Origin of the sequence: Aliidongia dinghuensis (assembly GCF_014643535.1) — a bacterium.
In the GTDB taxonomy this organism is placed as follows: domain Bacteria; phylum Pseudomonadota; class Alphaproteobacteria; order ATCC43930; family CGMCC-115725; genus Aliidongia; species Aliidongia dinghuensis.
Genome location: NZ_BMJQ01000006.1, coordinates 269383 through 282927, shown reverse-complemented (window position 1 = coordinate 282927; position 13545 = coordinate 269383). Strand labels below are relative to the sequence as shown.

At 65.6% G+C, this 13545-nt stretch carries 9 protein-coding genes; 3 read left to right on the top strand and 6 right to left on the bottom strand.

Features of this window, described 5'->3' with window-relative positions; genetic code table 11:
- Positions 1-89: 89 nt before the first annotated feature.
- The 5 genes from IEY58_RS13635 to IEY58_RS13615 all read right to left on the bottom strand — a co-directional run bounded on the left by IEY58_RS13635 (position 90) and on the right by IEY58_RS13615 (position 9491).
- Positions 90-1862 (bottom strand): DUF2334 domain-containing protein, encoded by a 1773-nt coding sequence (locus tag IEY58_RS13635; protein ID WP_229743709.1) that lies wholly within the window; start codon positions 1860-1862, stop codon positions 90-92.
- A 679-nt stretch (positions 1863-2541) separates the two neighbouring features.
- On the bottom strand, positions 2542-4335 hold the full coding sequence (locus IEY58_RS13630; protein WP_229743708.1) for a DUF2334 domain-containing protein: 1794 nt from the start codon (positions 4333-4335) through the stop codon (positions 2542-2544).
- A 489-nt stretch (positions 4336-4824) separates the two neighbouring features.
- Positions 4825-5502, bottom strand: a complete 678-nt coding sequence (locus IEY58_RS13625) for an energy transducer TonB (RefSeq protein ID WP_189046563.1) — start codon at positions 5500-5502, stop codon at positions 4825-4827.
- 37 nt (positions 5503-5539) lie between these two features.
- Positions 5540-8569: a transglycosylase domain-containing protein gene (locus tag IEY58_RS13620; protein WP_229743707.1), complete on the bottom strand. Its 3030-nt coding sequence runs from the start codon at positions 8567-8569 to the stop codon at positions 5540-5542.
- Between the two features lie 235 nt (positions 8570-8804).
- Positions 8805-9491 carry a DUF3313 domain-containing protein gene (locus IEY58_RS13615; RefSeq protein WP_189046559.1) on the bottom strand — a complete coding sequence of 229 codons (687 nt, stop codon included), beginning with the start codon at positions 9489-9491 and terminating at the stop codon, positions 8805-8807.
- A gap of 224 nt (positions 9492-9715) precedes the next feature.
- On the opposite strand from IEY58_RS13615, the gene IEY58_RS13610 reads away from it, so the two are divergent.
- The 3 genes from IEY58_RS13610 (at position 9716) to IEY58_RS13600 (ending at position 12843) form a co-directional block, all read left to right on the top strand.
- Entirely contained in the window at positions 9716-11263 is a 1548-nt protein-coding gene (locus IEY58_RS13610; RefSeq protein ID WP_189046557.1) for a carotenoid oxygenase family protein, read from the top strand.
- A gap of 79 nt (positions 11264-11342) precedes the next feature.
- On the top strand, positions 11343-12068 hold the full coding sequence (locus tag IEY58_RS13605; RefSeq protein ID WP_229743706.1) for a TetR/AcrR family transcriptional regulator: 726 nt from the start codon (positions 11343-11345) through the stop codon (positions 12066-12068).
- 49 nt (positions 12069-12117) lie between these two features.
- Positions 12118-12843 (top strand): SDR family oxidoreductase, encoded by a 726-nt coding sequence (locus tag IEY58_RS13600; protein WP_189046555.1) that lies wholly within the window; start codon positions 12118-12120, stop codon positions 12841-12843.
- Between the two features lie 59 nt (positions 12844-12902).
- Here IEY58_RS13600 and IEY58_RS13595 read toward each other — a convergent pair whose 3' ends face one another.
- The gene (locus IEY58_RS13595; RefSeq protein ID WP_229743705.1) at positions 12903-13427 is read right to left on the bottom strand and encodes a L,D-transpeptidase family protein; all 525 of its coding nucleotides are present in this window, start codon (positions 13425-13427) and stop codon (positions 12903-12905) included.
- Positions 13428-13545 lie beyond the last annotated feature (118 nt).

The following is a 13545-nucleotide window of genomic DNA, read 5'->3' as shown; positions in this document are numbered from 1 at the left end:
CTGAGATAATGTTCTGGCCGCTTACCCCCTCATGTTCGTCAAGGCATCCGAGAGATGCCAAAGCGCTTGCTGGCAGGCGATTGGGCAGCCTAGAGGCTGCCCGGCGCCACGAAGGTGTAGCCCATGTCCTTCAGGCCCGAGACAACGGTCTCGAGGTAGCTGAGGCTGTCGGACGGGTGATAGAAGAAGCTCGCGAACCCGTCGCGCACGACCAGGTTGCGCTGCGCGTCGGCGAGGATGTCCGCCGGCAGGCGTTTCGGGAAGATCTCGAACGCCAGGGGCTCGATGCCGCCCAGATTGTCGGGCAGGACCTTGGTGCCGTAGACGTCGCGGACGACGTAGGGGAAATACTGGCCGACGATCCGGGTATAGTCGGTCGGCGCCCCGGTCAGCAGGCCGCTGAAATAGAGCGACCGTTCGGCGCGCGCCTTGAAGATCCCTGCCGCCACCTCGTAATCGGTCGCCGTCGCGGCATAGCCGGGGAACGTGACGAACGATGGGAAGGCGAGCCCTGCGGCCCTCAGATCGGTTGCCGCCGAGGTGAAGCGGCCCATGGCCCAGGCCTTGGAATCCGGTGGCAGCGGCCCCTGGTAGTTGAGCGTGAGATCCGAATTCTGCGTCACCCGATAGAATTCGAAATCGTCGCCCGTCACGGCGGTGAAGGGGTTGATGATATTGGAATATTGGTGGGTCCAGCCATGATTGATCATGGCCCCGCCTTTGGTCAGCATGTATTTGAACGCACTGGCCACGGCCGGCATGGAGGCGAGCGGAATATTCTGCGCCACGCCGCCGGTGTAGTAGCCGTTCGGGTCGAGATAGCGCGGAATGACCTGGAAGCCGAACGGCACGCCCTGGCTTGCGAGATAGTTCGCGACGGCGCGCAGCTGAGTGGGGTCGTAGGTCGGGTCGATGTCCTCGAGCCGCACAAGTGCCCGATGCCGGGTCGGTGTGGCCGGGGCGAGCGCATCGAACAGCAGGTCGCAGAACGCGATGTACCGGTCGCCCTCGGAGATGTAGACGAGCGGGTTCTCGCCGATATAGGTGAGGTTGCCGGAGCGCAGCGCCCACGGGAATGTCGTGCCGTCGGAGCGGACGCAGGTCGCGAGCACGCTCACGTTCGAGCCGACCACGGCGTAGTTCATGATGCCGGCGCCGTTCGCGGAATAGCGCTTCAGCTGCTGGCCCTTGTAGTCGACCTGTGCCACCGTCGAGAAATCGAAGCTGGACCAGTTCCAGCCGTATTGCGCCGTGAAGTTCGCGGCCTGCGCGGTCAATTGCCAGATATTGTCATAGGCCCAGATGACCGGCCGGGTTCCGGCTAGCACGTCATTGAGGAACGCGGTCGGGATCGGTTCGCCGTAAGTCGAGCCGATGTAGATCGTGCAGGAATATTGGTTGAGCATGCCGGACGTGTATTTGACGACCGGGACGGCGGTCCAGGTGCCGAAATGGCTCGCCAGGTTGGCGACCATGATGGCGTAGAGTTCGCCGAGCCAGCCCCATGTATTCGTCGTGTCGTAGAGGATGAGCGTCGACGGCGTCGTGCCGGCGGCCGTCGTGGCGAGCGGCGCCGCCAAGGTCGACATCGTCGAATTGGGGGTCGACGGGGCGCTGTTCGTAAGGAGAGCGGCGCCGGTCTTCGCGGTGTTGGGCGTCGGCCGCGGGCCGGGGAGCGGACCGCCCTGCGGCCGCAGGTAGGGATTGGTCGGATAGTCGTGGACCGCGTAGGTCGACACCGACCGCGCTTGTCTCGTCGGCTTTGCGGCGGCGGCCGTCCCGCGCGGCAATGCGGTTCCGGCGAGGGCCGCCCCGCCGGACAAAAGCACGAAGCGCCGGGAAAGGGGCTTGTCTCGTGCCATCAGTTTTCTCCCATGCGCTCTTGCTTCGACGGGAATGGCGGGCCGGACGACCGCCAGGGGCCGGCGGGCACTTGTCCCGCGGGAAAACTGCTTCGGCTTGCTGCGAGAGCTCTGCTGTATGGAACCCCGCTGATTAGTGTAATCGCGTTTGATCGGTTTTGTCTCAAATAAATTTGCTATACCAACTACTAATTGTCGACTTATATGCTGATTTCTATTGTCCGTTGCTCAAGTTATTTTTACGTAAGTATTTTGATCGTATTTACCTTGTTCGGAAAGTTTGTTATAATCTGTTGCTATTTATGTTTGTCTTAATCTTTTATTAAGCAATTTATACGGGCGTCGCACGCGCAAATACGGGTTGAGCGGCCGCGTTATAGTCATCGGCGCCATTCTCTTGATTCGATGATGGATTCTGGATCCACCGGACGATCCGGGCGCGAGCGACGCGTAATCGTCGCTCGCCCCCGGCCCCGGATCAGTTCCTTGGATCAGTTCCCCGGATCAGCCCTTGATCGGGAGGACGATAAGGAACGTGCGCTGCGGTTCCCTGGTCGGCACGCCGTTGCGGATCGCCCGCGTGCACGTGCCTCAAGGAACGGCCTTCCCCCTTACCTCGTGCTCCGGCAAAGCGCATGGGCTGCGAAGGTACTTGCCATCAAATGATTGCGCAGCGCCGTTAGAGGGTGTCGGGTGCCACGAAGGTGTAGCCCATGTTCTTCAGCCCCGTGACGGTCTCCTGGAGGTAGCTCAGGCTATCGGACGGGTGATAGAAGAAGCTTGCGAACCCGTCGCGCACGACCAGGTTGCGCTGCGCATCCGCCAGGATGTCCGCGGGCAGGCGTTTCGGGAAGATCTCGAACGCCAGGGGTTCGATGCCGCCCAGATTGTCAGGCAGGGTCGTGCCGCCGTAGACGTCGTAGACGACATAGGGGAAGTACTGGCCGACGAGCCGGGTGTAGTCGATCTTCGCGCCGTCCGTCAGTTGCCCGCTGAAATAGAGCGACCGCTCGGCGCGCGCATTGAAGATTCCGGCCGCCACTGCGTAGTCGGTTGCCGTGGCGGCATAGCCGGGGAACGTGACGAGCGCCGGCAAGGAGAACCCCGCGGCCTGGAGATCCGCTTGTGCTGATTGGAAGCGGCCGGTTGCCCAGGCCGTGGAGTCCCCCGGCAGCGGCCCCTGGTAATTGAGGGTCAGGTCGGAGTTCTGCGTCACGCGATAGAATTCGAAATCGTCGCCGGTCACGGCGGTGAAGGGGTTTTTGACATTGGAATATTGATGGGTCCAGCCGTGATTGATCATGACCCCGCCAGCGTCCAGCATGTACTGGACCGCGCTGGCGAAGGTGGGCACGGAGGCGATCGGAATATTCTGTGCTACGCCGCCGGTGTAGAAGCCATTCGGATCCAGGTAGCGCGGGATGATCTGGAAGCCGAACGGCACGTTCTGGCTTGTGAGATAGTCCGTGACCGCTTGCAACTGCGTGGGGTTGTAGGTCGGGTCGATGTCCTCGAGCCGGACGAGGGCTCGATGCTGGGTCGGCGTGGTGGGGGCCAACGCGTCGAACAGGAAGTCGCAGAACGCCAGGTACCGGTCGCCCTCCGAGATATAGACGAGCGGGTTCTCGCCGATATAGGTGAGGTTGCGCGAACGCAGCGCCCAGGGGAACGTTGTGCCGTTGGAGCGGACTGCAGTCGCGAGCACGGTCACGTTCGAGCCTACGACGGAATAAGTCATGATGCCGGCGCCGTTGGGGGCATAGCGCTTCAGCTGCTGGCCCTTGTAGTTGACCTGTGCCACCGTCGAGAAATCGAACTGCGCCCAGTTCCAGCCATAGAGTGCCGTGAAGTTCGCGGCGCGCGCGGTCAATTGCCAGATGTTGTCATAGGCCCAGATCACCGGCCGGGTCCCGGTCAGCACGTCGTCAAGGAACGCGGTCGGAATCGGTTCGCCATAGGTCGAGCCGATATAGATCACGCAGGTATATTGGTTGATCTCGCCAGTTTCGTACTGGACGACCGGCATGGCGGTCCAGTCGGCGAAATGGCTCGCCAGGTTGACGGACATGATGGCGTAGAGCTCGCCGAGCCAGCCAAATTGGTTGGTCGTGTCGTAGAGGACGAGCGCCGAGGGTACCGCGGGCGCGGCCACCGTGGCGAGCGGTGCCGCGGCAAGTGGCGCCGCGAGGTGTGGCGCGGCAGACCTCGTCGTCGCCGGCTTATGGCGCCGGATGAGCGCCGGGCCTTTCTTCGGGGTCCTGGACGTCTGCCACGGGTGCGAGAGTGGTCCGCCCTGCGGTCGCAGGTAGGGGTTGCCGGGATAGTCGAGGACAGTATAGGTCGGCAGCACCTGCCGCGACTTCCCGGCCAGCAGCGTCGCCGCGGCTGTGCTGCGCGGCAGCGCTGTGCTGGCGAGTGTGGCGCCGCCGGACAGCAGCATGAAGCGTCGAGTCAGGGATTTATCATGTGCCATTCGTTCTCTCCCCACCTGCTCGCGCGCCGGCGGGAATGGCGGACGTGACGACCACCATGTGCCAGCGGGCGCATGTCCCACCGGAAACTACATTGGCTTCCCACTAAAATTCGACTTTACGAATTTTCGCTGTGCAGTGTAACAGTCTTTCGCCTAGTTTTCTTCAAATAAATTTGAACATACAATCGGTAATTGCTTATTCATATATTGCGGTATACTGTTCGTTGCTTGTGATAAATATACGTAAGTATTCTGGTCGTATTTACATTTCCTTGGAATTTTGCTAGGATTTTGTGGTGTCTGCGTGTGTCGTAGTGATCTTCCGAGCAATCTATGAAAAAAGCGGAGCGCAAACGAGGGTTGCGCAACGGCATTATTGAAAATCGCCTTACTTCATTGATTCGATTGAGCGGTTTGTGACTGGGCGCGCGATCGAGTGCGCTGGGTGTACAAGCGACAAGTAATCCTCGCTTGTACACCGCCTTCGGATCAGTCCTTGATCGAGAAGATGATGTGGAACGTGTGGTGCGGTTCCTTGATCGGCACGCCGTTGCGGATCGCCGGCTTGTAGCGCGCCCGCTCGACATAGGCTAACGCGGCCTCGGAGAAGGCGCTGCCGCCCTGGGCGCTTGTGACCGCGCAGTTGCGGGTCGTGCCGTCCGCGTCCACATCACAGCTGATGTCGACCTTGCCTTCGCGCTGGGCTTCGAGCATGCGCGGCGGATAGGCAAGCGGCGGCCCGGCGATCGGCTTGGCACTCACCTCGCTGTCCGGGACCGCCGGCGCCGGCGTCGGTGCTGGCGCCGGTGGCGCCACGACCATCGGGATCGGCGCCGGCGGTGCTGCCGTGGTGACGACGGCGATCGGCCGTTGCGGCGGCGGTTGCGCGATCTGGACTTCCGGCGGCGGGATATAGGGCGGCGTCGGCGGTGTCACCAGCTGCGGCGGCGGCGGTGGCGGCTGTTCCGGCGGCGGCGGTTTCGTGTCCTGGATGATCTTCGTCATGACCGGCGGCCGCACGATCTCGACAACGCCTTTGCCGAGGCCGGTGACAAGGACATAGAGCAGGGCCAGGTGCACAAGTGCCGCGAAGACGATCCCCGCCGCATAGCGGCCGGGGGTCGCCGGGTTCCACGTCTGGTGCCATTGCCCGTGGGTGTAGGTCACCCCATTTCACACGCCTCCTGCCCAGTCAGCCCCCCGGTCAGCCGCCTGCGCGGTATTCCCTGTGGTCTTGTGGGCGGTCTTCCCCCTGGTCTTGCGGGCTGTTGCCGCCCGCCGGCGGCGCATTGATCAGCGGCACCAGGGACGGGTTGAGCGCCTTCAGCAGCTGGACCGCAAGCGCGCTCGTGAAATGATAGTCGGCCGCCTGGGCGCCCGGCACATAGGCGGTGATCGTGCCGTAGAACCGGTCGCCCAGGAAAAACACGAAGGTGGCGGTCCGGTCGACCACGCGGGAATCGATCAGGCGGCCGCCGCCGGCGAAACTCTCGAAGCGATTGTCGCCGGTGCCCGTCTTGCCGCCGACCGGCAGCGGCTTGCCGTCGGCCATCAGATAGGTGCCGCGGACGCGCATGCCGGTGCCCTGGGCGACGACACCCATCAACGCCCGCCGGACCGTCTGCGCCACCTCCGGCGGGAAGACCCGACGCGGCGTCTTTGGCGCCATCGTCAGCGTGGTCTCATAGGGCGTGCCCGCCGCGAAATCCAGCCGGTCGAGATCGGTCGTCGGCAGCTCCACGCCGTCGTTCAGGATGATGCCCATGAGATGGGCGAGCGCGTCCGGCCGGTCGCCGGAACTGCCGATGGCGCTCGCGTATGACGGCACCATCTGGCCGAACGGATAGCCTTGCGCGCGCCAGTCCTGCAGGATCTGGTTGAACGCGTCCTCCTCGCGCAGGATCTGGATCCTGACATCCTGCTTGCGTGCGTTGCGCGTCTTGAACAGCCAGGCATAGACCTCCTGCCGGACCGCGGCACTCGCCTTCATGACCTCGCTGCGCGAGGCACCCGGATGCCGGTGCAGATAGGCCACGAGCCAGAGCTCGAGCGGGTGGACGCCTGCCAGGTAGCCCCGGTCGTTGAGCGAGAACTGGTCCTCGCCGTACTTGGCATAGAGCGCATTCGCCGTCGCTTCGTCGACGGCAAGGTTGCGGGCGCGCGCGGCGAGGAACTCCTGGAGGGCCGCGACCGATGCTCGCGGCCGGGCGGAGCGGAACGCGACCGCCAGGCGATAATCGACCGGCCGCGTCCGGCTGGCGAGCAGCGCCATGGCCTCCTCGTCGTTGAGCCCGTGGTAGTCGCCGTAGAAGTGATTGAGGTAGGTGCGCCCTTCCTGGTCGGCGAAGCGCCGGAGGTAGGCCTCGCGCTCGGCGCCGTGTGCGTTGTCGGCCAGCTGCTTCAGGGTGCCGTTTTGCGCCTCGTAATAATGCACGATGTCGCGCATCAGCCGGATGAAGGCGAGGTTGACCGACTTCTCGATCCCCTGCTCGACAGTGAACACCTGGTAGTTTTCCGACTTCTCGAAATTGTGGAAGACATGCCGCCCACTGCCGGTGAAGAAGCTCTCGCCCGGGTTGCCGGAATAGTGCCGCTGCATCGCCGCATCCAGCATCGGCTGCAGGCTGCGGTCCTTGGTGCCGGCCAGGTACGAGGCGGCCCAGCGGCTCAGCACATCCGGTCCTTGGACTGCTTCCGCCTCCAGCTCGTGCGCCGGCCGGTCGGCATAGCGGTCGTGCAGCGTCACCATGATGTCGAGATATGTGACGAGCGTCCGCAGCTTGGCGGTCGAGCCCAGAATCAGCTTGGCGCCGGAATTGATGTCGAATGGCTCGTCCAGGCTGTCGGCATGGACGCGGACATAGTTGCGGTCGGCGCCGCGCTCGTAGAGCACGACGCTGTAGTTCACGTGCGACGGATCCTCGGTGCCGAGCAAGTCGTGGCCGACCAGGCCCAGCGCCTTGACCGCGTCGGGCTGGCCGAGCGTGGCGAGGATGCTGTTAATGCGGTCCTGCGTCGCCGCGTCGATGGTCGTGCGGACGGAGAGATCGAGCCGGTCGAGGTTGTAGAGATTCTGGGTGCGCAGCAGGGCCAGGAGCTCCGTGCGGACCGAATCGCTCGCCTTGCGGCCGGCGAAGGCGACGCGCATCGGCGCCGGCGCCTCGGCCTGGAAGCGCAGCTTGGCCTCGAGGGCCGCATCGCGCAGTGCCGGCGCAATCACGCCGGCATTGCCGAGCGCACGGAGATAGCGGTCGGTCAACTCTGCCAGCGCATCCGGGTCGACCGTCAGATAATAGGACGGCCGTCGCTGGGCCAGGAGCAGGCTCAGCACTTGCTTATAGATCGTCCCCTTGCGGGCAATGGCCTGCGGCGTCTCGGCGGCGGTCGCGAGCACGCGGTTCGCCTCGTCGAAATCCGTGCCGTACCAGACCCGGAGCCCGTCGCCGATACCAATGATCTCGCCATAGCCGGGGCGCGAGCCGAGCGGCGTCGCGTTCAGATAGTCCGCGAGCAGGTGCCGGCGCGCCGCCATCGTGTCGGGACCGCCGAGATAGGCCCGCATCGCGGCGCTCACCATCTGCCGGAGCTTCTCGGCGGCGTTGCCGGTGCGGCCGCCGGGCGAGTGCTGGAACTTCTCGATCTGGGTGGCAAGCGTGCTGGCGCCGCCCTGACGCAGCGAGGGATCGGCCCAGCCGAGCACACGGCCGCCGATGGCGAGCACGAAACGGTTCCATTCGACCGCCGGATCGCGCCGCGGCTGGTCGGTCGAGAGCAGGTCGCGGTCTTCGATGAACAGCAGGCTGTTGGTGACGATCGGGGGGACGGCCTGGAAATCGGCATAGGTCCAGCCGGGATAGCGGACCTGGTAGAGCGGGGTGCCCGTGCGGTCGACGAGCGTCAGGCCGGCCTCGGCCTTCTCGGCATAGGGAGCATAGAAGCCGGCGCCGGCGAACTGGTCGAGCCGGGGCGACAGGCGGGCCTGACGCTCGACGCGGAATTGCCGGCCGGCGAGCTCGTCGATGAACGACGGCAGGTCGACGTAGCCCAGCCGCTCGTCATAGGGGCCAGAGTGGGGGAAACGGATACTACCGCTCGGTCCAGGCTCGACCGCGACGTGCATCTCGCTGGCCAGCCGGGAGAACACGGCGGACTGCAGGAACGAACTGCGTGCTTCGAGGACGGCCAGCCAGCCGATCAAGGTTACGGTCGCGAGGCGCAGGCCCCAATGCAACACAACAAGCCCGCGGAGCCGAAATCTGACTGGTTTCGGCGCTGTTTTGCCCGGCGGGCCGGGCGGGGCGCTGGGTCTCGAAAGTACTGCAGCCATGGCTACGTACTCGGCTATGCACTTATTATATGGAGATTTTTATCTCCGTAACAGGGGCAGGGATCCCTTCCGGGTGCATGAGGGGCTGCCGAGGCATGCGGTTCGAGAGGCTTGACTCCTCGGCAGCCCGCTGCGGCGTGCCTTATTGCCGTGCGACCAGGGGCGACGCCCCGGCCGTGGCCGGCGCTGGGGCCTCCGCCAGTTTGTCCCGCAGATGCCGGGCGCCGATGCGCACGCCTTCCCGGGCCGCGTCGAGGGTGCCGAAGCTCGCCGTGACGTCGAGCGCGTCGGGCGTCTGCCGCGTGACATAGGCGTAGAGCAATTGCCCGCTCGATGCGTCGGTGAGCTCGACGGCATAGGTGACGGAACCGAGGAACGTGCCGTTACGGTCGGACGCCTCGAGCCCGGTGTTGACGACGAGGCCGACCGGCATCAGGTGCGTGACCGTGGAGAGCACGGGCGTCGACCGCTCGATCCCGGTCAAGGTCAGATGCAGCCGCAGCGTACCCGGCTCGGGTGCCGCGACGATCTGGTGCTTGGTGCCGAGGCTCTCGCGGAACTGCTGCTGCATATAGTCGGCGATGATCTGCCGGTCTTCCGCCGAGACCGAGCCGAACTGACCGTCCGCGCCCGTGTAGAGCTCGACCGGGTCGATCATCAGCTTGCCGTAGCCGCCGAGATCCGCGGCCGGCGCGCGGTACTGGAACGGCGCCTCGGCATCCGCGGCCGGCGTGAGCCGGTCGGCCGACGACAGGCCCCGATAGGCGACCGGCGCCGAGGACGCGCACCCGGCGAGGGCTGCCGCCAGAACCACCGAAATGAACGCCATCGAGCAAGCGGCCAGGTGCAGCCGACGAGGCCGCGGGGGAAGTCGCAAACGGGCGGGCACGGGAACGCGATCCATCGGAGCGATCTCCTCTCAGCCAAGGGGGGCTTGGAAATTTTATATGATCATTGATTAGTGATCATTGATCATATATCTCTGAAGCCAAGGCCCGTCAAGGCCGGCTCGGCGCCGCGGGTCTTGCACCCACTTCCGAGAGGGGATCGACGATGTTCACGAGACGACAGACGATCGGCCTGCTGGGCGGCGGCGGCGCCACGCTGGCCCTCGGCACCTGTGCCGCTGAAACTGCGGCACAGTCGGCGGCAGCGCCGCTTGCCGACGATCGGCGATGGCTGGCGAAGCTCGGGGAAGGGCTTCGACAGGAGTACGACTATGCGCCCGACGTCGAAGGCCGGCTGCCGGACGGGCTAGCCGGCACGCTCTACCGCAACGGCCCTGGCCTGTTCGAGCGCGATGGGGCCAAGAAGCGCAACCTGCTCGACGGCGACGGCATGATCCGGGCGACCAGCTTTGAGAGCGGCCGGGTGCGCTTTCGCACCCGCTTCGTCCGCACGCGCAAGTATCTGGCCGAGGAGGAGGCCGGCGCGTTCCGCTATCCGACCTGGACGACGCCGGCGCCCGGCTTCCTCGACAATATCCCGTGCATCCCGAGCCGCAGCCAGGCCGGCATTACGCCGGTGGTCAAGGACGGCGTGCTCTATGCCTTCGACGAGGTCGGCGGCCCGTACGGCCTCGACCCGGCGACACTCGAGACCCGGCGCGAGATCGATCCCTACGAGGGGGCGGCGGACAGCGGTCCCGCCAACTACAAGGCGCACACCAAGACCGATGGGGCGACCGGTCGCTGGGTCCTGGTCGGCCAGCGTGGCCGTGTCAGCCCTGAGCTGCACATCATGGTCAAGGACCGCGCCGGCCGGCAGGAGCGGCACGTCGCCCAGCCCAACCCGCGCGGTGCAGCCTATTTCCACGATTTTTTCTGGGCCGAGCCCTATGTCGTCTTCTACCTGCAGCCGGCCTTGCTGTCGCCGCTGCCGATGCTGGCCGGCTTTCGGCCGTTCGCCGAAAGCCTGGATTGGCGGCCGGACGAGGGCGGCCTGCTGTTTGTCGTGGATACGACAGGGGCGCGCCCACCGCTCACGGTCGAGGTGCCGGCCGTGTGGATGTGGCACGCGCTCAACGCCTACACGGCGGGCGACACGATTGTTGCCGATTTCGTCGGCTATGACGCGCCAGACCATTTCCTCGGGCCCAACGCCGCCCTCCACGCGATCATGCAGGGGCGCGAAGGCACGGCCGAGGCGCCCGGTACACTCCGGCGCCTCACGATCGATCTCACGGGCCGGCGGGCACGGCTCGAGACGGTTGCCGCGGGCCGCTACGAGTTTCCTGTCGTGCCGCCCGCGCGGGCGGGCCGGAAGCACCGCTACGGCTACGTCGCCTCGCTCGACTCGGGCCAGGGCTGGTTCCACGACGGACTCGCGCGCATCGACACGGCGACGGGTGCCATCGCGGCGTTCCACTTCGGACCCGGTCATTACGTGAGCGAACCGGTCTTCGTGCCGGATCCGGCTGGTGCCGCATCGACGGCGGCGGAAGATCGCGGCTGGCTGCTCGCAGAAGTGCTCGACGGGGCGAGCGGGACGAGTGCTCTCGCTGTGTTCGACGCTGCCGGGCTCAAGGCGGGGCCGATCGCCAAGGTCCGGCTCAGCCACCACCTGCCCATGAGCTTCCACGGCTGGTGGCAGGCTGCGTAAGTTGGAAGACGGGGGCGCCGGCGACGGCGCCCCATTCCACCGATATACTGCCCGGGATCAGCCGCACCTTGGCGGCCGCATGCCCCTGGACCCGATGCCGAACAATCCGAAACCAGACAAGAAGACGAAGCTGGACCGCACCTACACGATTTCGCTGGCCAACAGGAAGGCGCGAGGCTCTGGCCACGAGCGCCTGGGCGAGATCCTCGTCGCCGCCAAGGCGCTCTTCCTCGAGCAGGGTGTCGAGAATGTCACCACGCGCCGGATCGCCGAGCGCGTCGGCATCTCGCAGGCGGCACTCTTCACCTATTACAAGACCAAGGACGACATCCTGGGTCAGCTGATGCTGAACGCGTTCCAGGAACTGGCGCGGGCGATTGCCGAGGTCGATCGCACGGCTGCCGACACGCTCGACTGGCTCCGGCGCGGCATCGCGGGCTACATCGCCTTCGGCCTCCAGCATCCGGACGAGTACCGGCTCGCCTTCATGGTCATGAAGCAGCACAAGAACGCCCCGGACGATGAGCCGGGCGAAGGCCACCGGGTGGGATTCCCTGTCTTCCTGCAGCTGGAGCGACGGGTCGCCGACGCCATGGCCGAAGGCTTGGTGCGGCGCGATCTTGGACCCTCCATGCTGGTGACGCAGGCGCTCTGGGCCTCGATCCACGGGCTCGTCGCCATTCTCATCGCGCGTCCGCGCCCCCATTTCCCCTGGGAAGATCACGACGCCCTCATCAAGGTCCAGACCGAGCTGCTGCTCACCGGGCTGCTGCAGGGCGCCCAATCCCAGGGCGCCCAACCCTGAGATGGCTGAGCGCCGGGTGCCCGACTGTGGACTCATGCCGGAGATGCCGATGCCGCTCGTCCTGCTCACCAACTGCCACCAGTACACCGGGCCCGGCGCGCTCGCCGCCCTCATCGAAGAGGGCCATACGGTGCTCTGCCAGGACGCGGCCTTTGCCGATGCCGCCGTCCGCGCGGCGTTCGACCGGCAGCACGGCACGGCGCTGGCGCTTGCGGCCCAGACGCCGGAGGCGATCCACGAAGAGGTCGTCCAAAGGTGGGGCGTGCCCGACGCGATCGTGCTGAACGACGTGTATCCGAACGCCCCGACCGACATCGAGGCGATCCCGCCCGACGACTTCCGCCGGACGTTCGAGGCGGTCGTGATGATCCCGATACGCCTCACGCAGCTGTTCCTGCCGGCCATGAAGGCGCGCCGCCGCGGTGCGTTCGTCTTCGTCACCTCGGCGCGCGAGGCGCGGCCGGAGCCGGGCTTCGCGGTGGCGACGACATTGCGTGCCGCGACGACCGCCTTCGCCAAGGCGCTGGCCAAGGAAGCGGCACCATTCGGCATCCAGGCCAACGTCGTGGCGCCGAACTATCTCTACAGCGAGATGTACTACCCGCGCGCCCGCTTCATGGACGACCCGGCCGGACGCGAAGCAATCGCGCGCCTTGTGCCGTTCGGTCGCCTGGGCGAGCCCGCGGAAGTGGGCGCGCTGATTGCATTCCTCGCGTCCGGCAAGTCGCCGTTCACGACCGGGCAGGTGATCCATTTCACCGGCGGCTGGCCGTGAGCGCGGGGCTCCGCGTCCGGCCGGATTAAACACGTCGATCAGCGAGAAAGCACCCGGCATCACGGCCGGATCTCGACCGGCGTGCCGTCGTCGACCGCGTTCCAGATTTCCTCGATCGCGATATTGCCGACCGCGATGCAGCCGTTGGTCCAGTCGCGGAAGAAGCGGACCGGATCGGTTCGGCCGAAGCGCGCGGGCATGCCATGGATGAAGATTTCGCCGCCGGGGGGAAAGCCGGATGCGGCGGCCTGCTCCCGGTCGATCGGGTCGGGATACGATATGTGAAGCGCCAGATGATAAGGTGTATGATCTAGACGGCTGTCGATGACATAGACGCCCTCTGGCGTCCTGCCGTCGCCGAGCCGGCGTTTGGCGCCGTGTGGATGGCGGCCGAGCGCGATCGGGTAGGCCTTGAGCACGACGCCGTCGCGAAGCAGATCGAGCTCGCGCTGGGCCTTGAGCACGATGATGCGATCGGCCTTGCCGTCCGGCGCCCCGGCGTATGTGGCGGGGGCATACGTGCCGGGTGCCACGCCGATGAAAACAATTGCGATTGAGAAGCAGGCGCAGCGGCGAAATGACACGTGGCGGCCTCCTCCGGCGAATCCCCATCTCCGTTTCCATCGGTGCGGGCATCTCATGCATTGACCGAAATCAATGACCGCGCCCTGGCCGTGATCTTCCGTCAGAGACGGCCTTTCC

Bases quoted from the DNA above. Each gene is read 5' to 3' on its own strand.
- IEY58_RS13635 (WP_229743709.1), bottom strand. From the start codon at position 1,862: ATGGCACGAGACAAGCCCCTTTCCCGGCGCTTCGTGCTTTTGTCCGGC.
- IEY58_RS13630 (WP_229743708.1), bottom strand. From the start codon at position 4,335: ATGGCACATGATAAATCCCTGACTCGACGCTTCATGCTGCTGTCCGGC.
- IEY58_RS13615 (WP_189046559.1), bottom strand. From the start codon at position 9,491: ATGGCGTTCATTTCGGTGGTTCTGGCGGCAGCCCTCGCCGGGTGCGCG.
- IEY58_RS13610 (WP_189046557.1), top strand. From the start codon at position 9,716: ATGTTCACGAGACGACAGACGATCGGCCTGCTGGGCGGCGGCGGCGCC.
- IEY58_RS13605 (WP_229743706.1), top strand. From the start codon at position 11,343: ATGCCCCTGGACCCGATGCCGAACAATCCGAAACCAGACAAGAAGACG.
- IEY58_RS13600 (WP_189046555.1), top strand. From the start codon at position 12,118: ATGCCGCTCGTCCTGCTCACCAACTGCCACCAGTACACCGGGCCCGGC.